General features: G+C 70.5%; 16 protein-coding genes and 1 pseudogene. 10 read left to right on the forward strand and 7 right to left on the reverse strand.

Translation table 11 applies throughout. The features are described from left to right. Nucleotides 1-122: 122 nt before the first annotated feature. On the forward strand, nucleotides 123-2,231 hold the full coding sequence (locus FLX07_RS27510) for a prolyl oligopeptidase family serine peptidase (RefSeq protein WP_142574578.1): 2,109 nt from the start codon (nucleotides 123-125) through the stop codon (nucleotides 2,229-2,231). A 2-nt stretch (nucleotides 2,232-2,233) separates the two neighbouring features. Here the strand turns inward: FLX07_RS27510 and FLX07_RS27515 are convergent, their stop codons facing one another. The 3 genes from FLX07_RS27515 to FLX07_RS27525 all read right to left on the reverse strand — a co-directional run bounded on the left by FLX07_RS27515 (nucleotide 2,234) and on the right by FLX07_RS27525 (nucleotide 6,244). Next, on the reverse strand, nucleotides 2,234-3,220 hold the full coding sequence (locus FLX07_RS27515; RefSeq protein ID WP_167748409.1) for a WxL protein peptidoglycan domain-containing protein: 987 nt from the start codon (nucleotides 3,218-3,220) through the stop codon (nucleotides 2,234-2,236). A 79-nt stretch (nucleotides 3,221-3,299) separates the two neighbouring features. Continuing rightward, nucleotides 3,300-4,895: a purple acid phosphatase family protein gene (locus FLX07_RS27520; RefSeq protein WP_208762418.1), complete on the reverse strand. Its 1,596-nt coding sequence runs from the start codon at nucleotides 4,893-4,895 to the stop codon at nucleotides 3,300-3,302. A gap of 116 nt (nucleotides 4,896-5,011) precedes the next feature. Beyond that, nucleotides 5,012-6,244, reverse strand: a complete 1,233-nt coding sequence (locus FLX07_RS27525; protein ID WP_142574580.1) for a HupE/UreJ family protein — start codon at nucleotides 6,242-6,244, stop codon at nucleotides 5,012-5,014. A 174-nt stretch (nucleotides 6,245-6,418) separates the two neighbouring features. Here FLX07_RS27525 and FLX07_RS27530 point away from each other — a divergent pair, with 174 nt between their 5' ends. Beyond that, nucleotides 6,419-7,090 carry a type 1 periplasmic-binding domain-containing protein gene (locus FLX07_RS27530; RefSeq protein ID WP_189105059.1) on the forward strand — a complete coding sequence of 224 codons (672 nt, stop codon included), beginning with the start codon at nucleotides 6,419-6,421 and terminating at the stop codon, nucleotides 7,088-7,090. Nucleotides 7,091-7,829: 739 nt separating this feature from the next. Next, nucleotides 7,830-10,658, forward strand: a complete 2,829-nt coding sequence (locus FLX07_RS38575) for an HNH endonuclease signature motif containing protein (protein ID WP_142574581.1) — start codon at nucleotides 7,830-7,832, stop codon at nucleotides 10,656-10,658. Nucleotides 10,659-10,706: 48 nt separating this feature from the next. On the opposite strand, the gene FLX07_RS27540 is transcribed toward FLX07_RS38575, so the two are convergent. Next, nucleotides 10,707-11,333, reverse strand: coding sequence for a class I SAM-dependent methyltransferase (locus FLX07_RS27540; RefSeq protein ID WP_142574582.1), 627 nt, complete (start codon nucleotides 11,331-11,333; stop codon nucleotides 10,707-10,709). Nucleotides 11,334-11,424: 91 nt separating this feature from the next. Next, a complete protein-coding gene (locus tag FLX07_RS27545; protein WP_142574583.1) occupies nucleotides 11,425-12,057 on the reverse strand; it encodes an NAD(P)-dependent oxidoreductase in 633 nt (210 codons plus the stop codon). A 51-nt stretch (nucleotides 12,058-12,108) separates the two neighbouring features. Here FLX07_RS27545 and FLX07_RS27550 point away from each other — a divergent pair, with 51 nt between their 5' ends. Further along, nucleotides 12,109-12,588 carry a MarR family winged helix-turn-helix transcriptional regulator gene (locus FLX07_RS27550; protein WP_142574584.1) on the forward strand — a complete coding sequence of 160 codons (480 nt, stop codon included), beginning with the start codon at nucleotides 12,109-12,111 and terminating at the stop codon, nucleotides 12,586-12,588. Nucleotides 12,589-12,595: 7 nt separating this feature from the next. Here the strand turns inward: FLX07_RS27550 and FLX07_RS27555 are convergent, their stop codons facing one another. Then, nucleotides 12,596-13,786 (reverse strand): MFS transporter, encoded by a 1,191-nt coding sequence (locus FLX07_RS27555; protein WP_142574585.1) that lies wholly within the window; start codon nucleotides 13,784-13,786, stop codon nucleotides 12,596-12,598. A 677-nt stretch (nucleotides 13,787-14,463) separates the two neighbouring features. On the opposite strand from FLX07_RS27555, the gene FLX07_RS27560 reads away from it, so the two are divergent. The 6 genes and pseudogenes from FLX07_RS27560 to FLX07_RS27580 all read left to right on the forward strand — a co-directional run bounded on the left by FLX07_RS27560 (nucleotide 14,464) and on the right by FLX07_RS27580 (nucleotide 23,261). Beyond that, nucleotides 14,464-15,156, forward strand: a complete 693-nt coding sequence (locus FLX07_RS27560) for a phosphoribosylanthranilate isomerase (RefSeq protein ID WP_142574586.1) — start codon at nucleotides 14,464-14,466, stop codon at nucleotides 15,154-15,156. Then, a complete protein-coding gene (upp, locus tag FLX07_RS27565; protein WP_208762419.1) occupies nucleotides 15,153-15,860 on the forward strand; it encodes a uracil phosphoribosyltransferase in 708 nt (235 codons plus the stop codon). Before FLX07_RS27560 ends, upp begins: the two co-directional genes overlap by 4 nt. Nucleotides 15,861-16,097: 237 nt before the next feature. Continuing rightward, nucleotides 16,098-17,393 (forward strand): annotated as a pseudogene (locus FLX07_RS38990) (non-ribosomal peptide synthetase); the annotation flags it as partial. Between the two features lie 1,380 nt (nucleotides 17,394-18,773). After that, a complete protein-coding gene (locus tag FLX07_RS38995) occupies nucleotides 18,774-20,195 on the forward strand; it encodes a thioesterase domain-containing protein (RefSeq protein WP_482808820.1) in 1,422 nt (473 codons plus the stop codon). A gap of 9 nt (nucleotides 20,196-20,204) precedes the next feature. Then, nucleotides 20,205-21,146 (forward strand): pseudouridine-5'-phosphate glycosidase, encoded by a 942-nt coding sequence (locus tag FLX07_RS27575; protein WP_142574588.1) that lies wholly within the window; start codon nucleotides 20,205-20,207, stop codon nucleotides 21,144-21,146. 180 nt (nucleotides 21,147-21,326) lie between these two features. Beyond that, the gene (locus FLX07_RS27580; RefSeq protein ID WP_223853999.1) at nucleotides 21,327-23,261 is read left to right on the forward strand and encodes a glycoside hydrolase family 55 protein; all 1,935 of its coding nucleotides are present in this window, start codon (nucleotides 21,327-21,329) and stop codon (nucleotides 23,259-23,261) included. Here FLX07_RS27580 and FLX07_RS27585 read toward each other — a convergent pair. Further along, nucleotides 23,246-24,529, reverse strand: coding sequence for an MFS transporter (locus tag FLX07_RS27585; protein ID WP_142574589.1), 1,284 nt, complete (start codon nucleotides 24,527-24,529; stop codon nucleotides 23,246-23,248). The two genes, FLX07_RS27580 and FLX07_RS27585, sit on opposite strands and share 16 nt — an antisense overlap. Between the last annotated feature and the right edge of the window lie 51 nt (nucleotides 24,530-24,580).

Here is a 24,580-nt window from a genome sequence, read left to right on the forward strand (position 1 = left end):
GCGGCTGGCAGGCGGACATTCTCCGCGGCGAGTCGTAGCCGAGTGAATCGAGGTGCTGCGGCGCATGCGGGCCGCAGTGCCTCGACCCGTTACGGCGCACCTATCGGAGGCGGGGGACCTTCATGCCGCGATTGTTCTACCCTGCCGCCTGGCGCGGCGATGTGGTGGAGGATCTGTTCGGATTCCCGGTTTCCGATCCTTATCGATGGTTGGAAGACAGCGATGACGCGCGCGTGCGGGACTGGGCCGCGGCCCAGGATCGCCTCTTCCTCGCCTGCCGCGAACAATGGCGTGAGAAGGAATTCTGGGCGTCTTCGGTCGACCAGGTGTCCTCCTTCGGTGTGCCGGAGCCGCCGACGGTGCGGGGCTCGCTCATGTTCCTCGCCGAGCAACTCCGCGGGGACGAGCAGCGGCGCCTGATCGTCGTCAACGCCGAGGGCGACAGGCGGGTGCTGGTCGATCCGATGGAGATCGATCCGTCCGGGCACACGGGGCTCTACGCCTGGTGGCCGTCGCGCGAGGGCGGACGCGTGGCCGTCCAGATGGAGGTCGCCGAGCAGCCCGGCAGCGACATCGTGGTGCTCGACGCGCGTACCGGCGAGGTGGTGGACGGGCCGCTGCCGCGCGCCCGCAACACCTCGGTCGCCTGGCTGCCCGGAGGAGACGCGTTCTACTACGTCAGCCGGGTCCCCGGCGAGGAACTGGCCCCGGACGACATGCGGCTGCACCGGCGGGTGCGGTTGCACCGGATCGGCACGCCCTGGCAGGACGACACCGTGGTGTTCGGCGGCGAGGACGCCCCGGACCACTACTACGGGCTCACCGTCGGCGCGGACGGCCGTCGTCTCGCCGTCACCGCCGTGGCCGGGCCCACCGCGCAGAACGACGTGTACGTGGCAGAGCTCGTCGATCCGGAAGCCCCGCGCTTCGTCAAGGTCGTGGACGGGGCGGCAGTCGGCGCCCGCGTCCTGCCGCGCTTCCTCGCGGACGGCGCCCTGCTGCTCGTCACCGACCACGAGGCCCCGTGCGGCCGCGTCTGCGTGGCGGACCGGCACGATGCCGGCCCGGCCGCCTGGCGCACGCTGATCGCCGAAGATCCTCAGGCTCCTCTGGACGAGTGCCTGGTCCTGGACGGCCCGGCGCTTGCGCGGCCCCTCCTGCTGGTGGCACGCGCCCGCCACGGCACCTCCGCCCTGACGCTGCACGACCTGGCCGACGGCCGCCTGCTCACCGCGCTGCCCCTTCCCGGCGCGGGCGTCGTGTCCTGCCTGCGCGCGAGCGTCCCGCACGGGCACCAGGCCTGGTTCAGCTACTGCGACGCGACCACCCCTCCCACCGTCTACCGCTACGACGCGGCGCTCGGCACGATGGAGCGGGAAGCCGGCGCCGCCACAGCGGGGCACGCTCCGCGGATCCGCAGCCGCGCCGTCCGCTGTCGCGCCGGTGACGGCACCGAGATCACGCTGTTCCTGTTCACTCCGGACGAGGAGCACCGGGGGCCGCGCCCCACCCTCCTGTACGGCTACGGCAGTTTCGGCATGCCGATGCGCCCCTGGTTCTTCCCCCTGGCGGCCGCGTGGGTCGGCGCCGGCGGCACCTACGCGGTCGCCTGCGTACGCGGAGGCGGCGAGGAAGGGCAGCACTGGCACGACGCCGGCCGCGGGCCGAACAAACACCGCGCGATCAGCGACTTCAACGACGCCGCGGCCTGGCTCGTCGAGACCGGCACGACCACCCGCGACCAACTCGCGATTTACGGCCAGTCAGCCGGCGGGCTCCTGGTCGTCGCCGCCGCCGTACGGCGACCGGACCTGTACGCCGCGGTCGTCGCCGAAGGCCCGCTGTGCGACATGGTGCGTTACGAACGATTCGGCCTGGGATGCACGTGGACCGACGAATTCGGCAGCGCCTGCCGGCCCGAACAACTCCGGTGGCTGCTGACGTACTCCCCGTACCACAACGTCACGCCCGGGACCCCCTATCCCGCCTTCCTGTTCACCGGCGCGGTGACCGACCTGCAGACCGGACAGGCCCATGTCACCAAGATGTGCGCGGCACTCCAGCACGCCACCGCCGGTGACCGTCCGATCCTCATGCGCCGGGAACCCGGCACCGCCCACGCCGCCTCGCCCGCGAGCAAGGAACGGGCCCTGACCGCGGACATCCTGGCCTTCGCCGCCGAACACACCGGCCTGGCGTCGAAGACGACGTGCGGTTCCGGGAGCGCGTGACATCACCGGCGGCGCCGGGAGGCCAGAGCCGCGACGAGGAGCCCGCAGAGGACGACGAGGACAAGCAGCGGCGCCCAGGGGAGGATCCACGCGTGCGCAGTGCCGTCGACGGCGGCGAGCGGGGCGACCGAGCCCGCCGCGTCGGTGAGCAGCGGGACGAGCGTGACCGTTCCCGTCAGTCTCAGCGCGGGAGTCACTCCGCGCACCGGTACGGAGACCTTCCAGGTGTCGCCCGGCAGCAGCGGGGGCGAGTCGTCGATGTGTCCCGCGCGGGCGTCCCAGTGTCCGAACGGTCCGGACAGGGCCACAGCCTGACGAGCGCTGAGAATGCTGTCGCCGTCGTTGCGGACCGTGTAGGTGACGGTGGCCTCGCCCGTTCCGAGAGGATTGGGCGTGCCGGAATAGCGCACCCGCAGGTCCTCCACCGACAGGCTCGGCTTCAGCTCTCCGCCCACGCGCAGGCGGATCCGGATGCCGAGACGCCGTCCGTCGTCCGGCGCGCCGGACGGGGCCGGCGAGGTGACGATGCCGCCCATGTACTCGCCGGGCGCGGCGTCGCCGGGAAGCGCGACCGTGAACGGCACCTCGGCCGACTCGCCGGGCTGGACCGTCACGTCGGACCGGTCCGGGTGGACCCAGGCGCCCACCGCGGCCGGCTTCGCCTCCTGGCCGCGCAGGTCGAGCCGGCCCTGCTCGGTGGTGAACGCGTCCGCGGCGTAGACGCTCAGGCGGAGCGGCGTCGTGCCGTGGTTGGCGACCACGAGACCGTCCTCGATCCGCCCGCCCGGGTCCAGCGTGTAGCTGTAGTTCGGCCGGTCGGACCCGAAGTCGCCGGGCGCCGTCGCGACCGTCCAGGAGACCTCGCCGTCCGCCGCGGCGGCGGGGGCCGTCGCCGCTCCGCACAGGCCGAACGCGGCGAGCAGCGCCACGACGACGGCGCGGGTGAGGGAGCCGGCTGCGGCTGCCGTACGGGGTCTCGGCGGGTGCATCTGCATGATCCTCGGGTGGTTTCGGGGGAGAGTGGGGCCGGATCGGCTGATCGCGACGGCCCCACTCGCCCTCGGTCGTCTACTGGAGCCAGTCGGACTCGGGCTTGCCGGGTCCGCCGGGCTTGCCGGGCTCGCCAGGCTTGCCAGGTCCGCCGGGCTTACCGGGTCCACCGGGCTCGCCGGGCTTGCCGGGCCCGCCTTCGTTCGTGTGGATCACGACCTGGTCGACGAGGGAGCCGACCGGCTGAGCGGCGCTCGCCCCGCTGTCCGGGCCGCACCAGTCCTCCTGGCCCAGCTCCACCGCGGCGTTGGGGGCGGCGCAGGTGCCGCTGCGGATGTTCTGGACGACGAGCTTGTCGCCGCGCACCTGGACGCGCACGTACGTGCGGACGTGCTCCTGGTTCTCGACCGAGTTGGCCCAGTGGTTCTTGGGGTTCAGCGGGTCGGGACCGTAGTTCGGGTCCTTGGTCGTGTTGGGAGCGGTGAGGTTGTAGTACTTCGAACCCGACGCGGAGTTGGCCGTCACGTAGATGACGCCGCCCGGGCCCTTGAACACCTCGGTGGCGCCGGGCTGCTCGTCCTTGTTCGCCTTCTGGCCGTTCTTGATCACGTAGCTGCGGGAGTAGCTGTGGTCGTGACCCTGAAGGACCAGGTCGACGCCGAGATTCGAGAAGGCCGTCGGGAAGTCCTGGCGGCGCACCTGGTTGTCGCCGTCGTTCGCGTGGCTGGCCGGCGAGTAGATCGAGTGGTGGTAGATCAGCACGGTGTGCTTGGCGTCGCGGCCGTGCTTGTTGACGACGTCGGTGACGTAGTTGATGTGCGCGGCGTCGGACCCGTTGGCGTACGCGTTGCTGTTGAGGTCGATGAACAGGATGTTCTTGTACGTGAACCAGTAGTCGCCGCCCGACCGGGTGGCCGCGTCGCCGTTGTAGTACGGCGTGGAGCGGTCGGTGTTCGGCGTCCAGAAGTGCTGCTCGTACGCCTTGCCGCCGACGTCGTGGTTGCCGATGGTGGCGGCCCACGGGTACTGGCGCAGCTTGTCGGACGCGAGGAACGCGTTCCACTGCGTCTCGTTGTTGGCGCTCTCGATCTGGTCGCCGCCGGACACCAGCAGCTCGGCCTTCGGGTTGGCGGCGAGGGCGACGTTCAGGGTGTCCGCCCACCCGGCGCCGTCCTTCGCCACGTCGCCGGACGAGCCGATCTGCGGGTCGCCGAAGAACAGGAAGTCGAGGTCGTTGCCCTTGAAGTTCTGGGTCGTGAAGGAGTACGTCGGGGACCAGTCGCCCTCGGCGCCGACGCGGTAGGAGTACTCGGTGTTCTGCTTCAGGCCGTCGATCGTGGCGTGCGCGTTGTAGCCGCCGTTGACGGTGTTCGCCGTCACGGTGGCGGGGAAGGTGACGGAGTCCTTCGGGAAGTCGCCGTGCACGAGCTTCTTGGCCGGCGCGACCTGCACCACCTGCGCGGTGCCCGCCGAGGAGTACCACGACAGGACACGCTGCGTCTCGTCGGCGCCCACACCGAGGACGACGCCGGTGAGCGTCGCGCTGTCGGCGTGGGCCGCGGTCGCCAGGCCGCCGCCGAACACGGCGCCGGCGCTGAGGGCCGCCGCGGTGGCGCTCATGGCCACCCGGCGCAGGACGAGCCCGGGGCCCTGAGTCCCCTTGTCGAGCTTCATGGCTTTCCATCCATTTGGGGGTTATTGGAGCGTTCTGCACGCTTTCGGCATTCGGTGTCAGGGAGATGAACGCGAGGCAGGCGGACCGTTGCGCTTGCCGGAAGTGTGAGGTGATCTCAGAGCCCGAGCACTCTCTGCACGAACCACACCAGGCCCATCGCGGACACACCCGCCGCGATCGCCCCGGTCGTCCACAGCCCCGCGATCGACCGGCGGTGACGCAGCAGGGCGAGCAGCGGGAAGACCGCGACGATGATCGTCAACTGGACGACCTCGATGCCCACGTTGAAGACGAGCAGCGACCACAGGAGCGTCCACGACCAGGCCTGGTCGATCCCCAGCGCCGAGGCGAAGCCGAGTCCGTGCACGAGGCCGAAGCAGAAGACCACCGCGAGCCGCGTCCAGCCGGCGCGGTCCAGGCTCAGGTGACCGTGACCGGCCGTTTCGAGATCTGTGGCGTGCGAGCGACGTCGCCAGATGCGCCACAGATGCCAGCCCGCGACGACCGCGATCGACAGGGCGATGACGGGCTCGACGAACGACGCGGGCACCTCGACGAGGCCGAGGGCGGCGAGGACGAACGTCACCGAGTGGGCCAGCGTGAAGGTCGACGCCGCCAGCACGATCTCACGCAGGCGGCGCGACCCCGCGATGAGCGCCAGCAGGAACAGGATGTGGTCGAGCCCGCCGAGCAGGTGCTCGGCTCCGAGCCGGAAGAACTCCCAGAACCGCTCGAACCAGGACTGGTGCGTGGAGAACGACCGATGCTGAGCGTCGAGGGCGGTGCTTCCGGTCTTCAGGTCGAGGTCGTAGGTGACGATCGTCTTGCTGTCGCGCACGTACCCCTCGGAGCCGGCGAACAGCGCGCTGCGCACCTCGTGGGCTTCGGCAGCCCCCGGGCACCGGTAGTCGAGGGTCAGCCGCGCGTACGGGACGCCCTCGCGTGGCCCGATCGTGAAGCCGCCGTCCCTGACCGGGGTGCACGCCTGGCCCCCGGCGGTGACGCGGAAGCGTTCGGTGACGTACGCGACGACCGAGTCGGCGTGGGCGTCCAGCGCGGCGGCCTGCTGTGCCGCGTCACCGGCCTCGAACGCCGCGGTGCCCGCTTTGAAGAGCGGGTCGTCCTTCTCGTAGTCGGCCGCGGAGACGACGAGCAGGTCGTACTCCAGCTGGAGCTCGGTGCGGACGTGCCCGGCCTGCGGCGAGACGAGGCTGGCGTAGACCGTCGAGGTGAACCCGTGAGCGAGGGCGGGCAGGGCCCCCAGGAGGGTGGACAGGGCGCTGAACAGGACGGCCACGGCTGCGGCGGCGATGACAGCACGGATACGACGCCGAGCGGCGGGGGACATATGACTCCTTTTGGCTATGGCGTACGAAATCTGCTCGACTGGGATGAACGAGCGGTGTCTCGTACGAGAACCGTCGAGGAACCACGTCCGGCGGCGACGGCCTGGGGCGCCGGAGGCCGCAGATCATGCGGTAGGAAGTAGGCGCACTTCCCGGCACCTCGAAGGACGATCCCCATGCGCTCTCGGCTTCTGCCTGCCTGCACACTGGCCGGGGCAGTCGCGACCGCCCTGCTGGCCGGCGGATGCGGCTCCGGCGACGACTGGTCCCGGCCGCACGCGAAGCCCACCGCCGTCGGCACCCTCGGTCCGGGATTCTTCCCGGCCGTGTCACCGGCCCCGGAGGCGACGATCACGCCCCGGTCCGGCTCCTGGAACGGGGTCCGCCCGCCGGAGGGCTACCGCGTGGTGCTGCTCACCGCGGGGGACGACCCCCAGACGACGACGCTGGTGAGCGCGGTGACGGCGTGGGCCGAGGAGGAGCGCGTCAGCCTCAGGACCCTCACGGCCACGCGGTCCGACCAGTTCGTGCCGACCATCGGCAGGGCGCTCGGCATGAGGCCCGACCTCATCGTCAGCGCCGGCGACGCCCTCGTCGACCCCCTGGCCCTGGTCACCCCCAACCACCTGGACCAGCAGTTCCTCGTGGTCGGTGCGGAGCTGGCCGAGCCCACGGAGAACGTCACCGCCGCCGACTGGACCGGTGCGTCGTTTCGCGGCGAGGGCCTCGGCATGTCCTCGGCGTACGATCCCGGCAGCTTCACCCCCGAGCGCGCCGCCCGTGCGGTCCGGGCGGGTGCCGCGGCCGTGCTCAACGGCATGACCGGCATCGTGCTCTGGCTCGATTAGTGTCCTGAGACCGCCGATCTTCGCCCCATGACCGGCATCATGCTCGGGCTCGGCTAGTGTCCTGAGACCGCCGATCTTTGCCCCATGTCCGGCATCATGCTCGGGCTCGGCTAGTGTCCTGAGATCGCGGATCTTTGCCCCGTCGCGTCGCCCAGAAGCGGACTTCGCTTCGGTGTCGCTCCCCCCGCCCGCGGATTCCTCGCAAGCTCGGAAAGCCGCGGGGCCCGGAGTCGCCGTCGCTCGTAGCTCCGCTACGAGTTCCTCCTCCGCCTTCGATGCGCCACTCTCACCACTCTGGACACCGCTCCGTCCAGGCAACCGCGGCGGTCACGGCACTAGATGCCGCGTCAGGCCACGTTCGCCCTCTTGACGACGCGTCGTAGGCGGGGGTGTCGGTGTTGCGGGTTGCGCCAGGCGTTGGCGGGGGTGTCGGTGCTGTGTGTGCCCGGCGGTCAGCTGGTCTGTGTCCTTCCCGTGGCGAGCGACCCGGATGTCTTCGCCGTAGCCGCCAGGACCTTGGTCCTTACCTCACCCTCGCCCTCGCCTCCGCTCCTTTCCTGCGAGCTCGCCCGTCCAGCTCGGTATCTGCGCCCGTAACCCGGAGACCGTTGAACGCGGCTGCGAGAGGAGCACCCCGGACAGCCGACCCCTTCCGGGCCTCAAGCACACGAGAACAACCGGCGACTCAACCTGATGCTCCAACTATTCGCTTCTGTCGGTTGCTCAGAGTGACGAGCAGATGAAAGAATTCACACAAGAGTTCGAATCGAGCGAGGAGGGTGCAGTGGATCTGTTAGATCTGGATTCCGGCCGTCATCGTCGTTCGAACGATGCCGACAGGGACTGGTGGGATCGGCTGACCGCCGATTCCCCTCTGTGGTCGTCGGAAGGTTCGCTCGCTCGTGAGCACTTTCCGATCGCCGACCCCCAGTCGGCGCGGCACGCGAGCCACACCAAGGCTGACAGCAGCACCGGCAGCAGCACCGGCAGCGGGCTCACCGACGGTGAGCACGCCGGCGACGACGCGCCCGGTGCCGCGACCAGTGCCGCGAGCGGCGACAGCGCCGACAGCGCTGGTGGTGCCCGTGCCGGTGCCGGGAGCGCCCGTGGTGCGGGCGGTGGCGGGAGTGCTGGTGGTGCCGGTGCCGATGCCGGGAGCGCCGGTGGTGGTCAGGCCGGTCCCGGTCAGGGCAAGGGCCGGTCGTCGTGGGTGCTCGTGGGTTCGTTGCGTGAGTCGGCGCAGGCGTTGGCGTTGGCGGCGTTGCCGGGCGATGCGGGCATCTGTGTGGCTGAGGCTGAGGATTTGCTGTTCGCGCGGGATCGGATCACGTGCGCGTTGGCGGATCGGGTGGGGCGGGTGCATGGGGCGGGGCAGGCCAAGCAGCATGGGCATGCCTCCACCCGCAGTTGGTTGCGCACCGCCGCGGGAATGAGCGTGGCCGGGGCGGGCCGTCTGCTGACCTTGGCGGTGGAGTTGGCGCGTCTGCCGAGGGTGCGGGAGAAGTTCGCCGCCGGGGTGTTGTCGGCGGGGGTGGTGGAGGCGATCTGCACGGCCACCGCGCGGTTGAGTGATGAGCACGCGGGGCTGGCCGAGCCGATCCTGCTGGAGTTGGCGGGTAAGGCGGGGCCGGCGGAGGTGGCCAAGGCCGGGCGGTATCTGCGGGCGGTGTTGGACCCTGATGGTGAGGAGCGGGACGAGCGGGCCGATTACGGGCGGCGGTTTTTGCGGGTCCGCCCCACTGCGGGTGGGGGCTTGGAGGGGGAGTTCTATCTGCCGCGTGAGGCGGCGGCGCGGTTGCGGGCGCTGTTGGATGCTTATGCCAAGCCGCGTGCGGAGGGCGATGATCGGCCGCTGCGGGTCCGCCAGGCGGATGCGTTCATCGCGTTGATGGAGCAGAAGATCGTCGCTGAGCTTCTGGTACTGGTCAACGCCGAATCCCTCCCCACCGACCCCGAACCCGACCACCCCGAAGACCCCGCCCCCGGCCCCGACCACCCCGAAGACGCCCAGGACGCCCAGAGCGCCGAGGACGCCGGGGACGCCGGGGACGCTGAGGACCAGCAGGGTGCCGAGGACACCGAGGACGGCCGGAACGCCCAGGGCGCGGACGGCCAGGACGGCGAGAACGCCGAGAACGGTGAGGGCATCGAGGGCGCGCAGGGTGGCGAGGGTGCCGGCGACGGCCAGGACGCTCAGGATGCCGAGGGTGCGGACAGTGCCGAGGATGGCGACAGTGAGGACACCGGCGCGTTCGGCGGCACCAGAAGCGCTGACGGGCCTTGCCCTGTGGAAGACGACGGTGACGTCGAAGACGCCATCCCCACCGACGAGGCCCCCGGCAACCTCGGCGACGATGAGGCCGACAGCCTCGGCGACGCGGACCCCGGCGACGTGGGCATAACCGACGCTGCCGCACCTGCTCAGGGTGAGGGCCCCCACCGGCCAGATGACCCGGGCACCGCCGAAGCCGAGGCGGCAGCCGCTCCGGCAGCCGATGCCGAGGCGGCAGCCGGTCCGGCAGCCGATGCCGATGCCGGGGCAGCCGCGGACGCCGCCGCCGGGAGCACCAACCTTGACCTTGCGTCTGCCGAGGGCGATGACACCGCACCGCCCAGGGGCGCAGACCGCGACCATGCCGCGGCCCAAGCTGAAACAGACCCCGAGTGTGCACCAGCATGGCCTGCCTATGGCGGTAGTGCGCCTCCACACGTGGTGCCTCCCAGCGGAGCGCATTCCTGCGCGGCGCAATGGCCGGATCCTCCTCCTGAGGACGCCGTTGCGGATCACACTCACGCCGGGCATCAGCCTGCGGGGGACTGCCGGCATGCGCAGGGCGCGCCCGAAGGCCACGGCGACGTGCATCATGAGCAGTCGGGAGCAGGGACGGCGCGAGGCGCGGCACCGGGAGCGCCGAGACCGGGGTTGGGGAGGCCATCGGAGCCAGAGCCTGGGACACCGTCGAGCGAGCCGGGGCCGAGAACTCCGCCGGGCAAGCCACTGGGAGCAGCGCCGGGGAGGCCAGCGGGGAGGCCATCGGGAACAGCGTCAGGCGAGCCGGGGCTGCCGGCGGTGCCGGGAGCGGTGCCGGGAGCTTTGCTGGGAACCGCGCCGGGGTTGTTGCTGGCGACCGGGCAGATGCTGCCGGTTTCCAGTGTGCATCGCCTGGCCCGCACAAGCGCGCTGGTGCGGTTGGTGATGGACGCCGAAGGGCAGGTGCTGGACATGGGCCGCAAGGTCCGCCTGGCCACCCCCGCCCAGCGACGAGCCGTCTACGCCCGCTACGCCACCTGCTGGATCGACGGCTGTCCGCTGCCCGCCACCATGTGCCAGATCGACCACGCCGACAACTGGAGCACCGGCGGCCTGACCAACCTGAAACTCCTCGGCCCGGCCTGCCAGTTCCACAACCGCGACCGCTACCAGCACCCCGACCGCTACACCCGCCACAAGACCGGCACCGACCGCTGGACCTTCACCTACCAGCCGACCCGTCCGGGCAAATCTCGGCGGACGCGGCACCAGGCAGAGCAAGGCCCCCCACAGCGGCAGGATCCGGGCGCGGACTGACGACGGCCACGGCGGTGACGGCCACGGCGGTTTCGTGGGCCGGTTGGGTCAGGGCCGGACGGCCAGCACCCGGAAGCTGATCCCGCGGGTCGTCCGCGTCACCGACTCGATCGCGAAACCGGCCTGCTCCAGGTAGGGCCGGGGATCGCGGGTGAGGTAGTCGGCTTCGAACCGCACCGACAGCGGTTCGAGCAGCCGCATTCCGGCCCGGATGACCGGGTTGCTCGACGGCCCGTGCTCGGCCAGCACGAACCGCCCGCCCGGCTTGAGCACGCGGTAGGCCTCGCGTGCCGCGGCCAGCGGATCCGGGATGGTGCACATCGTGAACGTGGACAGCACCGTGTCGGCGACGCCGTCGGGAACGTCCAGGCGCTGCACGTCGCCCTGCCGCAAGTCGACCCGCTCGCCGAGGCCGGCCTGCGCCACCCGCCGCCGCGCCAGTTCCAGCATGGGCTCGGACAGCTCGATCCCGACGACCGTGGTGCCGGCGTCGTACAGCGGGAGGTTGAGCCCCGTGCCGACCGCCAGCTCCACCACGTGGCCGCGCGCCTGCTCGACGGCCCACTCCCGGCTGCCGGGGAACAGGCGGCGCTCCCAGGCCAGCATCTGGCTGTCGTACCGGTCCGCCAGCCGGTCGAAAACCCGGCGTACGTCGGCATTCGTGATAGCCCGCATCGAACGCCCCTTCGGAACGGAAGACTCCGCACATGGTGTCACGTGACGAGGCTCCGGGGCCATGGTCGCCCGGTGCCAGACTCCGGAGAGGTCAGTAGGCGACGGTGAAACGGGTCCGGTGGTGGCGCGGCCGTTCGGCCTCGTCCAGCAACGCCACCGCGAGGTCCTCCATCGAGATCCGGGACTCGCCCTCGGCGTCTACCACCAGCTCGTCACCGCCCACCCGGTAGCGGCCGGTCCGCTCGCCGGGGACGAGCAGGTCGGCCGGGCTCAGGTAGGCCCAGTCCACGATGGTGTTGGCCCGGCAGGCCGCCAGCTGCTCGACGCACGCCGTCGCGATCGGCTGCAGGAAGGACGGGTAGCCCGCCCGGTCCATCAGGCGGCCGCCGTCCTCGACGGTCAGGCTGCCCGCGCCGCCGACGAGCAGCAGACGTGTGCCGGTCTTGGCGCACGCGGCGAGCAGTGTGGTGGCGACCGTGACCAGCTGGCTCTCGTCGCCGGGCGCCGGGCAGGTCGCGGTGATCACCAAGTCCTGTCCGGCGGACAGCGCGATGACGTCGTTCACGTCGGTCGCGTCGCCGACCCGGGCACGTGCTTCGCCGGGCAGTCCGGCGAGCCGCACCGGATTGCGGGCCACGCCGGTCACCTCGTGTCCGCGGGACACGGCCTCGGCGACGACGCGTCTGCCCACGTTCCCGGTCGCCCCGAACACTGCGATGCGCATGCTGCTACTTCCTCTCGATTTGGGGGGTGCCGCGGGCGGTACCCTTGCCGTGTGCCGGATCATGTGGACCGTGTCCTGCAGCAGTGGGCCGACGCCCGCCCTGACCTGGACGTGACTCCGATGGCGGTCTTCGGCCGGCTGTCGAGGCTGACGCAGCTCGTCAACAACGAGCTGCGCCGCACGTTCGCCGAACACGACCTGGACCCCTCGTCGTTCGACGTCCTGGCCACCCTCCGCCGCGGCGGCCGGCAGGCCCCGGCCGAGCTGATGCGCTCCGCGATGATCACCTCGGGGGCGGTCACCCAGCGCCTCGACCGGCTGGAGGCGCGGGGCCTGGTGACGCGGACGCCCAGCGACATCGACGGCCGTGGTGTCCACGTCGATCTGACCGGCGCCGGTCGCGAGCTCATCGACCGGGCGCTGCCTGACCACGTGGACACCGAACGGCGCCTGCTCGCCGGGCTCACCCCCGACCAGCGGGAGATCCTGGCCGAGACCCTCAGGCAACTGCTGATGTCGCTGGACGACTAGCCGGACCCTAGACCCGCTTGACGCCCGACACCACCAGCGACGTCAGGACCACGAGCCCCGCCGCGACCCACAGCACACCGGTCACCGCGACCGCCCCGACGATGAGGCTGGCGAACAGCGCTCCCAGCGCGATCGCCAGGTTGAACATGCAGGTGTTGAGCCCGGTGGCGGCCTCGATGCCCTGCGGCGCCGCCTTGATGATCCAGGTCTGCACGCTCACCGGCAGGCCGCCGAACGCGAAACCCCACGCGATCAACAGGATCGACCCGGTGACCGCGTTGCCGCCGAGGAACGGGAACGCCGCAAGGATGATCGCGAGCGCGACGCTCACCACGACGATCGTGCCGCGGACGTTGCGGCCCGCCCACGAGCCGGCGATGAGGTTGCCGGCCATCCCCGCCACGCCGTACGCCAGCAGCAGCGGGCCGATGAAGGCCGCGCCGATCCCGGAGACGTCCTGCAGGATCGGGCTGACGAAGGTGAAGGCGCCGTAGTGCCCGGACACCAGCAGGAAGGTGGCGACGACACCGACCCGGACGGCGGGCGTGCGCAGCTGCTCGCCCAGTGTGCGCAGCCGGACGGGTTCGGTCGCCGGCATCTTCGGCAGCAGTACGGACAGCGCGATCACCAGCAGGAGCGCGACCGCGGCGACGGCGCCGAACGCGATGCGCCAGCCGGTGAGCTCGCCGACGAGCGTGCCGGCGGGGACGCCGAGGACGTTGGCGGCCATGGCGCCGAAGAAGATCAACGAGGTGGCCCTGGCGACGTGCGTCTCGGGGACCAGCCGGACGCCGAGACCCGCGGCGAGCGACCAAAACCCGCCGATGCTGACGCCCACGAACAGCCGGGCCACCATCAGCACGGCGTACGTGGGGGTCAGCGCGGACACGACGTTGGCCACCAGGGCCAGCAGGATCAGGCCGAGCAGGACCACCCGCCGGTCCAGCCCGCGGATCGCCACGGGGAGCAGCGGCGCGGTGACGGCGGCGACCAGGCCGGACACGGTCACCATCAGGCCGACCTCGCCGTCGGAGACGTGCAGGCCGTCGCCGATGGCCGTGAGCAGGCCCATGGGCAGGTTCTCGACGGTCACCACCAGGAAGGTCCCCAGCGCGACGGCGATCACCGCGATCCAGTTCTTCAGGGGGACGCGATCTGGCCTGTCGGTTCCGGCGGAGACGGACTCGATGACTGTCATCTGGTTCCTCCTGTGCGCGTGGGCCCGGTCCGGGCAGGCGAGATCGAGCGTCGTGCGTCGGTTGGGTCGAGCTGTCGTGCCGATCGGCCCCGGCGGCCGTGGATCAGCGGCAGGCGAGTTCGCTTAGCACTAAGAGACATTACCTTAGTGCTAAGAGATTGGCCAGACGGGTGGCCGTCCGGGTTCGAGGTGCGCGGGCCGATGGCGGCGCCCGGTGCCCGGGAGCCGCGCCGGCGAATGATCCGGGGAAAGCGCTTGCCTGTGGTGCATTCTCACCACCGCCGTTTCTCGCGCATGCTCGTCGGGGCACTCCGAAACGGAGGCTAGTTCCGCGTTTCCCGCCGGGTCAACGAGAACCGGACGCTACTCGGGACGGGCCGTTTCTCGATAGGGGTCGTAAGGGGTTGCCGGCCGTCTCTTCCGCGTCCCGCCCAGGGCCACCCGAAAAGTCCAAAGGTGTCACGGATCGTCCCGACATGCTGTGGGGCCGCTAGGGGTTGTGGGAGAAGCCCGCCGCCGCGAATTCTGAATGAGCCGCGCAGGCCGAAGTATTCGCGCCGTTGCGAATTCCATCTCTAAAGGCCGCACTGTCGCAGGCTGCTCAATGCCATGTTCGTGGCCGATTGCAATTCGTTTCCGACCGAGGCCGCTCAGGCCGGTTCGAAAGGCGGGTCAACATGCAGGGACTGATTCAGGTGGCAGGGGTCATCGACCAGGCCGAGGCGGATCTGATCCGCGAGGAGGGCGCTGACTGGCTGGGCTTCGCCCTGCGGTTGCCGGCGAAGAACGAGGACCTGTCCGAGGCGGACGCCGCGGCGATCGTCAAGGAGATCCAGCCGGAGCACAGGGGCGTCGTGATCACCTACCTGACCGACGCCGAGGAGATCAAGACCTTCTGCGAGGAGCTGGGCGTCACCGCGATCCAGCTGCACGGCGACGTGACGGGCGAGGAGCTGCGGAAGCTGCGGCGGATCGCCCCCGACCTGTACGTGCTCAAGAGCCTCGTGGTCAAGCAGGACAACCTCGACGAGCTGACCACGATCGTGGACGAGGCGGCCGAGTGGGTCGACATGTTCATCACCGACACCTTCAACCCGGCCACCGGTGCCAAGGGCGCCACCGGACTGCTGCACGACTGGTCGATCAGCGCGGAGCTGGTCCGGATCTCGCCCAAGCCGCTGATGCTCGCCGGCGGGCTGAACCCGGACAACGTCGCCGCCGCCATCACCGAGGTCCGTCCGGCCGCGGTCGACGCGCACACCGGCCTTGAGGACCCCGTCACCCGCCGCAAGGACCGGACGAAGGTGCGCAAGTTCGTCCAGGAGGCCCGAAGGGCCTTCGCCGAGCTGGAGCGGGGTGCGAAGGCATGACCATCATGGCGACGGAGGCAGCCGGCATCACGAACGACACCAGGAACGACACCAGGAACGACACCGTGCATCTGCTGCCGCAGACCCGGCAGCTGCGGGCGCTGCACACGATCATCCGCGATCGGAACTGCGACCTGGAGCGCTTCGTCACCACGTCGGGCCGGATCATCCGCCAGCTCGTCGAAACGGCCCTGGACCTCCTGCCCTTCGAGCCGTCCGGCGTGCAGACCCCGGTGGGGCAGACCTACCACGGCCTGCGGCCGGCCAAGCCGATCTGCGGGGTGCCCGTCGTGCGCGCCGGAGAGAGCATGGAGCACGAGCTGCGGGCGATGTCGCCGGGAGTGCGGATCGGCAAGATCCTCATCCAGCGGGACAAGGTCACGAAACTGCCGCGGCTGTACTACTCCGCGCTGCCCGCGGACATCGACCGGCACAGCGTGCTGCTGCTGGACCCGATGCTGGCCACCGGCGGGACCGCGCTGGCCGCCATCGAGGTGCTGCTCGCCCACGGGGTCGCGGAGGACGACATCGTCTTCGTCACCCTGCTGTCGGCGCCGGAGGGCATCGACGCGGTCCACGCGCGTCACCCGAACCTGCGGATCGTGACCTCGGCAATCGAGGAACGGCTGAACGAGAACGCCTACATGATCCCCGGAATCGGCGACTTCGGCGACCGCTACTTCGGCACGGACGTCCCGCGTTGACGCCTCCCCTCCCTGCGGGGAGGGGACTCCAACCGTCGCCGGCCAGATCTCTCTTTCCTGTTCCACCGGCGACAGCCCCGGGACGACAGGCTTCACGTCCCGTCGGCCCGGCGGGCCCGACCGGCCTGCGGCTCAGCCCAGGCCGGTCACCCCGCGGGTGAGCGCGGGAAACGGATGACGGCGTCCGAGAGCCGTGGCTTCCCAGTAACCCTTGTCCGTCCATCGCAGGGGGAGGAAATGATCACCACTCCAGTCGCTGAAGCGAGGCGGGAATCACCCGAGGACACCTGTCTTCCCGATCTGCTCGACGCACAGGCCCGGTCGCGCCCCGACGACACGGCGGTCGTCTGCGGAGAGCGGCGGCTGACCTTCCGCGAGCTCGCGGAGGGCGGCGCGGCCCTCGGCGGGCACCTGCGGGAGCTCGGCGTGGACCTCGACGAATGTGTGGGGCTCTTCGTGGAGCCGTCGATCGACCTCATGGTCGGCGTGTGGGGAATCCTGCGGGCCGGCGGCGCCTACCTGCCGCTGTCCCCCGAATACCCGGAAGAGCGCCTCCGCTACATGATCGAGGACGCCGGCGTGCGCGTCGTCGTCACCCAGGACGAGCTCGTGGACAGGCTGACCGGGCTGGCGCCCGCCGGGACGCGGATCGTCACCCTGAAGGACGCGGAAGGGTTCGCGGGGTCACCCGGAGGCGACCGCCACTCCGATCGCCACCCGGGCCTGCGCCCCGGCAACCTCGCGTACGTCATCTACACCTCCGGCAGCACCGGCAAGCCGAAGGGAGTGATGATCGAGCACCGCAGCATCGTCAGCCAGATGCGGTGGCTGCACGCCGGCTACGGGATCGACCAGGACAAGGTCATCGTGCAGAAGACGCCGATGAGCTTCGACGCGGCGCAGTGGGAGATCCTCGCGCCGGTCTGCGGCTCCGTGGTCGTCGTGGGCCCGCCCGGGGTCTACCGGGACGCCGAGCGGCTGATCGACGTCATCAGGACCCACGGGGTCACCACGCTGCAGTGCGTTCCGACGCTGCTGACGGCGCTGCTGGACACCGAGGAACTGCAGAGCTGCGCCTCGCTCACGCAGGTCTTCACCGGCGGCGAGGTCCTGTCCAAGGTGCTGGCGACGAGCTTCTTCGACAGCATGCCCGGGTGCGCGCTGATCAACCTGTACGGCCCCACCGAGTGCACGATCAACTCGTCGGCGTACACCGTGGACCCGGCGACCGTCGACGAGGGCCCGAACGCGATCTCGATCGGGGCGCCGGTCGACCACACCGACTACCACATCCTCGACCTGGCCGGGACGCCGGTTGCCGTCGGCGAGATCGGCGAGCTGTTCATCGGAGGCGTCCAGGTCGCCCGCGGCTACCTGCACAGGCCCGAGCTGACCGCCGAGCGGTTCGTCGGCAGTCCGCTCGGCGAGGGCAGGCTGTTCAAGACCGGCGACCTCGCGTACTGGAACGCCGACGGCACCGTCCAGTTCGTGGGCCGCGCGGACAACCAGGTCAAGCTGCGGGGGTTCCGGGTCGAGCTGGACGAGATCAAGCTGGCCATCGAGACCCACGAGTGGGTCAAGCACGCGGCGGTCATCGTCAAGGACGACCCGCGCACAGGGTTCCAGAACCTGATCGCCTGCGTGGAGCTGAATCCCAAGGAAGCGGCGCTGATGGACCAGGGCAACCACGGCGCCCACCACCAGTCCAAGACGAGCCGGCTCCAGGTCAGGGCGCAGCTGTCCAACGCCGGGGTCCGCGACGCCGCGGAGCTCGACGGCAGGCCGGTGATCGACCTGCCCGGCACGCAGGCGACCGCGCGGCAGCGCGGGCTGGCGTTCGCCCGCAAGACCTACCGGTTCTACGAGGGCGGGGAGGTCGGCCGGGGCGACATCCTGAAGCTGCTGGCCAGGAAGGCCGAGGGCGCGCACTCCCGCGGTCTCGACGCCGTCGGCCTGGAGGATCTCGGCGAGATCCTGCGCTACCTCGGTCCGCACCTCAGCGAGGAACGCCTGCTGCCGAAGTACGCCTACGCCTCGCCGGGGGCGCTGTACGCGACGCAGCTCTACCTGGAGATCGACGGGATCGGCGACCTCCGGCCGGGTTTCTACTACCACCACCCCGTGCATCACCGGCTCGTGCTGGTCGGGCCGGCCGCCGGGGGAGCGGAGCCTCGGGTGAGGCTGCACTTCGTCGGCAAGAAGCGGGCGATCGAACCGGTCTACAAGAACAACATCCGCGAGGTCCTGGAAATCGAGACCGGTCACATGGTCGGCCTGTTCGAGGAGGTGCTGCCCGACTACGGCCTGGACATCAGGCCGGTGGAGTACGCGCCGGCCACGAAGGACCACCTGGACTGCGCCGCCGAGGACTACTACCTCGGCACCTTCGAGCTGATCCCGTACGCGGGGCCGCGCCAGGACGAGGTCGACCTCTACGTCCAGTCGCATCCCGGAAAGATCGCCGACCTGCGGGCCGGCCAGTACGCCTACGAGAACGGGCGCCTGCGGCTGATCTCCGACGAGCTCATCCTCAAGAAACATGTCATCGCGATCAACCAGCAGGTCTACGACCGGTCAAGCCTCGGGATCTCGGTGGTCAGCAGGAACACCGAGGACTGGCTGCACTACATCGACCTGGGCCGCACGCTGCAGCACCTGTCGATGAACGACGTCAACATCGGGTTCATGTCGTCCGGATACAGCTCCAAGTCCGGCGACGACCTGCCCTCGGCCCGCCGGATCGACGGCATCCTCCGCTCCAACGGCCGGCCCACCGGCCCGTCCTACTTCTTCATCGGCGGCCGCGTGAGCGACGAGCAGCGGCTGAGCGAGGGGATGAAGGAGGACTCGGTCCACATGAAGGGACCGGCGGAGATGATCAGGGACGACCTGATCAACTTCCTGCCGGACTACATGATCCCGAACAAGGTCGTCGTGCTGGACCGGCTCCCGTTCACGGCGAACGGGAAGATCGACGTCAGAGGGCTGGCCGAGTCCGACGCGACGAACGTGGACAACGCCGACCGGCCGTACATCGCGCCGCGGACGACGACCGAGCGCCGGATCGCCGAGCTGTGGAAGAAGGCGATGAAGCGGGAGACCGTCTCGGTGGAGGACGACTTCTTCGCCTCCGGCGGCAACTCGCTCATCGCCGTCGGGCTGATCAACAAGATCAACCGGGAGTTCTGCGCCTCGCTGCCCCTCCAGGTGCTGTTCGAATGCCCCACGATCGACAAGCTCGCCCGGCGGGTCGACGGAACCGAGTCCGAGGCGTGCTCCCGGCTCGTGCCGCTGCAGCGGGAGGGCGCGGGCCGGCCCGTCTACTGCTGGCCCGGCCTCGGCGGCTACACGATGAACCTGCGCACGCTGGCCGCCAGGATGGGCACCACCCAGCCCTTCTACGGGGTCCAGGCGTACGGGATCAACCCCGAGGAGGTGCCGTACGCGACCATCGGCGAGATGGCGGCCGAGGACGTGAAGGCGATCCGGCGGCTGCAGCCGTCCGGCCCCTACACGCTGTGGGGATACTCGTTCGGCGCGCGCGTCGCGTTCGAAGCCGCCTACCAGCTGGAGCGGGCCGGTGAGCGGGTGGAGCACCTCTTCCTGATCGCACCGGGCTCGCCGAAGGTCCATCAGGAGGGCACGTCCGAGCACGAGCGCGAGGCCGGTTTCGGCAACAGGGCGTACGTGACGATCCTCTTCTCGGTCTTCGCCGGCACGATCACCGGGCCGCTGCTCGAACGGTGCCTGGCCGAGGCCGTGGACGAGGAGAGCTTCGCCGCCTTCATCCACCGCAACTTCCCCGACCTGGACATCGACCTCGTACGCCGGATCATGCGGGTGGTGGGGGAGACCTTCGAGTTCAGCTACACCTTCCGCGAGCTGGCCCGGCGGCGGATCCAGGCGCCGATCACCATCTTCAAGGCCAGGGGCGACGACTACTCGTTCCTGGAGAACAGCGGCGGCTACTCGGCGACGGCCCCCGTCGTCGCCGACCTGGAAGCCGATCACTACGGCCTGCTCAGGGAACCGGAGATCGACGAGCTGGTCGCAGCCATCAGGGATCGTCTCGGGACGCACAGTAAGGAGATCATCATGCCGCACGTCAGCATCAAGCACTTCCCGGTCCCCCTCACCGAGCAGCAGCACTCCGACCTGGTCGCCGCGGTGACCAAGGCGATGACGAGCGCCTTCGGCTGCGAGGAGGGCTCGGTGTCGATCATCCTGGAGCCGGTCGCGAAGGAGCAGTGGGACGAGAAGGTCTACATCCCGGAGATCCTCAACCAGAAGCACAAGCTGAACAAGCTGCCGAACTACGGCCCGGCTGCGAACTGAGGGGCGACGATGACCCGGGAGCATGGGCGCGTCCCGCTGGTTTACAGCGAGGAGGTCGCGGACGCACTCGCCGAGGGGCGGCCGGTGGTGGCGCTGGAGTCGAACGTCATCACCCACGGCCTGCCCTATCCGGACAACGCCGCGACCGCGCGGAAGGTCGAGGACGCGGTCCGGGCGGGCGGCGCGATCCCGGCCACGATCTGCGTCGAGGGCGGTCAGATCAAGGTCGGGATGACGGACGAGGACGTCGAGCGGTTCGCCTCGACGTCCGGCATCCCCAAGGTGAGCAGCCGGGACCTGCCGGTGGTCCTGGCCCAGGGCGGGCTCGGCGCGCTGACGGTGGCCAGCTCGGTGGTGGCGGCCGAGCTGGCCGGCATCCCGTTCTTCTCGTCGGCCGGCATCGGCGGCGTCCACCGGGGCGCGGAGAAGACGATGGACGTCTCCTCCGACCTGATCCAGTTCACCCGGTCGAAGGTGGCCGTCGTCTGCGCCGGGGCCAAGAGCATCCTCGACCTGAACCTGACGATGGAGTACCTGGAGACCCACTGCGTGCCGGTGGTGTCGTACCGGTCGGACGACTTCCCCGCGTTCTACTGCGTCTCCAGCGGCATCCGCAGCCCGCAGCGGCTGGACGACGAGCAGGTGATCGCGCGGGCGGTGGACAACCACTGGGCGCTCGGCAACAACAGCTCGTTCCTGATCACCACGCCGGTGCGGGAGGAGGACGCGATCGACGCGTCCGAGGTGGACGCGGCCATCACCGGCGCGATGGCCGCCGCCGAGCGGGACGGCGTTCGCGGCAACGCGATCACCAAGTATCTGATGCGCGCCGTGGACGCGGCCACCGAGGGCCGCTCGTCCAGGGCGAACATGTCCGTGCTCGTCAGCACGGCGGAGGTCGGGGGGCGTCTGGCCGCCGCCTATGCGCGGTATGTCAGGGAGACCGCCTGATCCGAGCGCTGCACCGCCCCGGAGCCCGTCCGCTCCGGGGCGGTTCGGCGTTCCGGGGAAGCCTTATCCCAGAATCCCGAAAAATCAAGGGATAGCGCCGGCGCGGGTTCGCGCGGTACAAACAAGCCACCGCGTGAGAGCGCTCTCTCGGCCGGGTACGCAGCGGAAAGGACGAACCGTATGACGATCCAGGCTCCTGGCTCTGGGAGTCCCCCGAGGCGGCGCTCCGGCCGCCGGTTGATCGGCCGGGCGTTCACGTTCGGTCTCGTGCTGACGACCGCCGTCATGACGGCGGGAACGACAGCCGCCACGGCCGCACCGCCCCCCGCCCATGGGAACCCCGGAAATCCCGGGAACCCCGGAAATCCCGGAAACCCCGACCTCGGGCCCGGCGTCACCGTCTTCGACCCCGGCATGCCGGTCGACCAGATCCAGGCCACCCTCGACGCGGCGCACACGGCGCAGGTCGACAACGAGATGGGCGCCGAGCGGCACTCCTACCTCTTCAAGCCCGGCACGTACGGCACCGCCGAGCACCCGCTGCAGATCAAGGTCGGCTACTACACCGAGATCGCCGGTCTCGGCGCCTCGCCCACCGACGTCGTCATCAACGGCAAGGTCGAGGTCTACAACCGCTGCCTGGAGAACGACGGCACCGGCAACTGCCTGGCGCTCGTCAACTTCTGGCGCACGCTGTCGAACCTGTCGATCGACATCGACGCCGCGGGCCAGGACGGCTGCCGCCAGACGGCGAACTTCTGGGCCGTCTCCCAGGCGGTCTCCATGCGCCGCCTCAACGTCACCGGCGGCACCCTGTCGCTGATGGACTACTGCACCGCCGGCCCGCAGTACGCGAGCGGGGGCTTCATCGCCGACTCCCGCCTGCCGTCCGTCACCAACGGTTCGCAGCAGCAGTGGCTGACCCGCAACACCGAGGTCGCCGGGTGGTCCAACGCCGTGTGGAACCAGGTCTTCTCGGGCGTCGTCGGCGCGCCGGACGAGTCCGGGTTCCCGAACCCGCCCTACACCACGGTGGAGAACACCCCCGTCAGCCGGGAGAAGCCCTACCTGTACGCCGACGCGCAGGGCAGGCTCAACGTCCGCGTGCCCGCCGCGAGGAAGAACACGCGCGGCGTCTCCTGGGCGGACGGCATGACGCCGGGCCGCACGGTGCCGCTGTCGGACTTCTACGTCGCGAAGCCGTCCGACTCGGTGCAGGCCATCAACAGCCAGCTCGCGCGGGGCAGGAATCTGCTGCTCACGCCCGGCGTGTACGACATCGCGCGGAGCATCGAGGTCAAGCGGCCGGACACGGTGGTGCTCGGTCTCGGGCACGCCACGCTCACCGCCGTAGGCGGCGCGATCCCGCTCGACGTCGCCGACGTCCCCGGCGTGGTCGTCGCGGGGGTCAGCGTGGACGCGGGTCTCCAGACGTCCCCCGTCCTGCTGCGGGTGGGCAAGGAGCACGGCGAGCACGGTCACCGGACCCCGGCGGACAACCCGACGACCCTGTCCGACGTGTACTTCCGGGTCGGCGGCCCGCACGTCGGCAAGACCGAGACCGCTCTCGAGGTCAACAGCGACAACGTGCTCATCGACCACACCTGGGTGTGGCGCGCCGACCACGGCGTCGAGGGCTTCACCGACACGCAGCGCTGGAACACCAACGTCGGTCGCTACGGCGTCATCGTCAACGGCGACCACGTGACGGCGACCGGCCTGTTCGTCGAGCACTTCCAGCGCTACAACACGGTCTGGAACGGCGAGGACGGCACGACGATCCTCTACCAGAACGAGCTGCCGTACGACCCGCCGACGCAGGCCGACTGGATGAACGGATCCGTGGAGGGCTACGCCGGCTACAAGGTCGGCGACCGCGTGAAGAGGCACAACCTCTACGGCGCGGGCGTCTACGTCTTCAACCGGAACAACCCGCAGATCCACACCGAGAACGGCTTCGAGGTGCCGCAGGCCCCGGGCGTGCGGCTGCACCACATCATGACGGTCAACCTCGACGCCGGGACGATCGACCACGTCGTCAACGGCGTCGGCGACGCGGCCGACACGACCAAGGTCGGCGCGCCGCAGTTCGTCACGGACTACCCGGCCGAGTAGTCACCCGCGTGCGCCGGGATCCCCGGATTCCGGCGCACGGCGGCGGTCGCCGCCGCGACGGCGGGCACCAGGATGACCGCCGCCGCGACGTTGACCGCGTGGAAGCCGCCGGCGGCGAGGATCGGCCCGGCCAGCGCGGCCGCGGCGGCGCCCGCGTAGTTCATGCCGGCATCGGTGGCGCCCTGCAGCGGCACCCGGACATGGTCGGCGGCGGTGCCCGCGAGCAGCGCGGACGCGGAGATCACCGACGCCGACCAGCCCAGGCCGAGGACGGTCAGCGCGAGCGCGGTGAGGGCGCTGCCCTCCGCGGCGGAGGCGGCCACGAACCCGAGCGCGACGGCCGTCGCGAGCATCAGCATCCCGGCACACGCCATGCGGACCGCGCCGAGCCGGTCGGTCAGCCAGCCGAAGACCGGGCTGAGGGCGTACATGCCGAGCACGTGCACGCTGATCACCACGCCCACCAGCTGCAGTGACATGCCGTGGTGCTGCATGTGCAGCGGCGTCATCACCATGACCATGACCATCATCGCGTGCGCCACCGCGACGAGCACGACCGCGAACCGCGCCGCCGGGTCGGCCGCCGCCCAGCGCAGCGCCGCCACCGCTCCCACCGTCCTGGTGGTCTTGTCCGCCTCGCCGGTGTCCGCCTGGTTGGCGACCGGCGCGGACGACCGTGCGCCGGGCCGGAGGAACACCGCCACCACCACACCCGCCAGGGCGAAGGACACGACCGACAGCACGTAGGGACCGGTGAGGCCGGGCAGCCCGAGCCACCGGCCGAACCGGTCGGCCACCTCGCTGAGGTTGGGCCCGGCCACGGACCCGATCGTGGTGGCCCAGATGACGATGGACATCGCCCTGGCCCGGGCGCCGGGAGCCGCGCCGTCCGCGGCGGCGTACCGTGACTGCAGGTTCACCGCCTGCCCGACGCCGAACAAGGCCAGCCCGGCCAGCAGCACGACGAGCTGTGCGACGACGGCGGCCCCGACGATCAACGCGCCGCCGAGCACGGCGATCGCGTACCCGAGGGCGAGTGAACGGCGCCGTCCGTGCCGGGCCGCGACGCCGGCCAGCGGCACCGCGGCGACCGCCGCGCCGAGCACGCTCGCGGCCTGTCCGAGCCCCGCGAGGGACGTGCCGCCGAACCGCTCCAGGAGCAGCCCGCCCACCGCGATGCCGGAGGCGACCGCGACGCCGCCGAGCAGGTTGCTGACGACGAGGGCGCCGACGATCCCACCGCGCTTCGCACTCCGCTCGGACAGCACAGCCGCAACCACCTTCGCGTCACGCCCGGTCCGGAGTGATCCGGAAAACGA

Origin of the sequence: Microbispora bryophytorum, from assembly GCF_006874465.1 — a bacterium.
In the GTDB taxonomy this organism is placed as follows: Bacteria; Actinomycetota; Actinomycetes; order Streptosporangiales; family Streptosporangiaceae; genus Microbispora; species Microbispora bryophytorum.

Bases quoted from the DNA above. Each gene is read 5' to 3' on its own strand.
- FLX07_RS27525 (WP_142574580.1), bottom strand. From the start codon at position 6,244: ATGTCCCCCGCCGCTCGGCGTCGTATCCGTGCTGTCATCGCCGCCGCA.
- FLX07_RS27555 (WP_142574585.1), bottom strand. From the start codon at position 13,786: ATGACAGTCATCGAGTCCGTCTCCGCCGGAACCGACAGGCCAGATCGC.
- FLX07_RS27580 (WP_223853999.1), top strand. From the start codon at position 21,327: ATGACGATCCAGGCTCCTGGCTCTGGGAGTCCCCCGAGGCGGCGCTCC.
- FLX07_RS27575 (WP_142574588.1), top strand. From the start codon at position 20,205: ATGACCCGGGAGCATGGGCGCGTCCCGCTGGTTTACAGCGAGGAGGTC.
- FLX07_RS27545 (WP_142574583.1), bottom strand. From the start codon at position 12,057: ATGCGCATCGCAGTGTTCGGGGCGACCGGGAACGTGGGCAGACGCGTC.
- FLX07_RS27540 (WP_142574582.1), bottom strand. From the start codon at position 11,333: ATGCGGGCTATCACGAATGCCGACGTACGCCGGGTTTTCGACCGGCTG.
- FLX07_RS27520 (WP_208762418.1), bottom strand. From the start codon at position 4,895: ATGAAGCTCGACAAGGGGACTCAGGGCCCCGGGCTCGTCCTGCGCCGG.
- FLX07_RS38995 (WP_482808820.1), top strand. From the start codon at position 18,774: ATGATCCCGAACAAGGTCGTCGTGCTGGACCGGCTCCCGTTCACGGCG.
- FLX07_RS27560 (WP_142574586.1), top strand. From the start codon at position 14,464: ATGCAGGGACTGATTCAGGTGGCAGGGGTCATCGACCAGGCCGAGGCG.
- FLX07_RS27530 (WP_189105059.1), top strand. From the start codon at position 6,419: ATGCGCTCTCGGCTTCTGCCTGCCTGCACACTGGCCGGGGCAGTCGCG.
- FLX07_RS38575 (WP_142574581.1), top strand. From the start codon at position 7,830: ATGAAAGAATTCACACAAGAGTTCGAATCGAGCGAGGAGGGTGCAGTG.
- FLX07_RS27515 (WP_167748409.1), bottom strand. From the start codon at position 3,220: ATGCACCCGCCGAGACCCCGTACGGCAGCCGCAGCCGGCTCCCTCACC.
- FLX07_RS27510 (WP_142574578.1), top strand. From the start codon at position 123: ATGCCGCGATTGTTCTACCCTGCCGCCTGGCGCGGCGATGTGGTGGAG.
- upp (WP_208762419.1), top strand. From the start codon at position 15,153: ATGACCATCATGGCGACGGAGGCAGCCGGCATCACGAACGACACCAGG.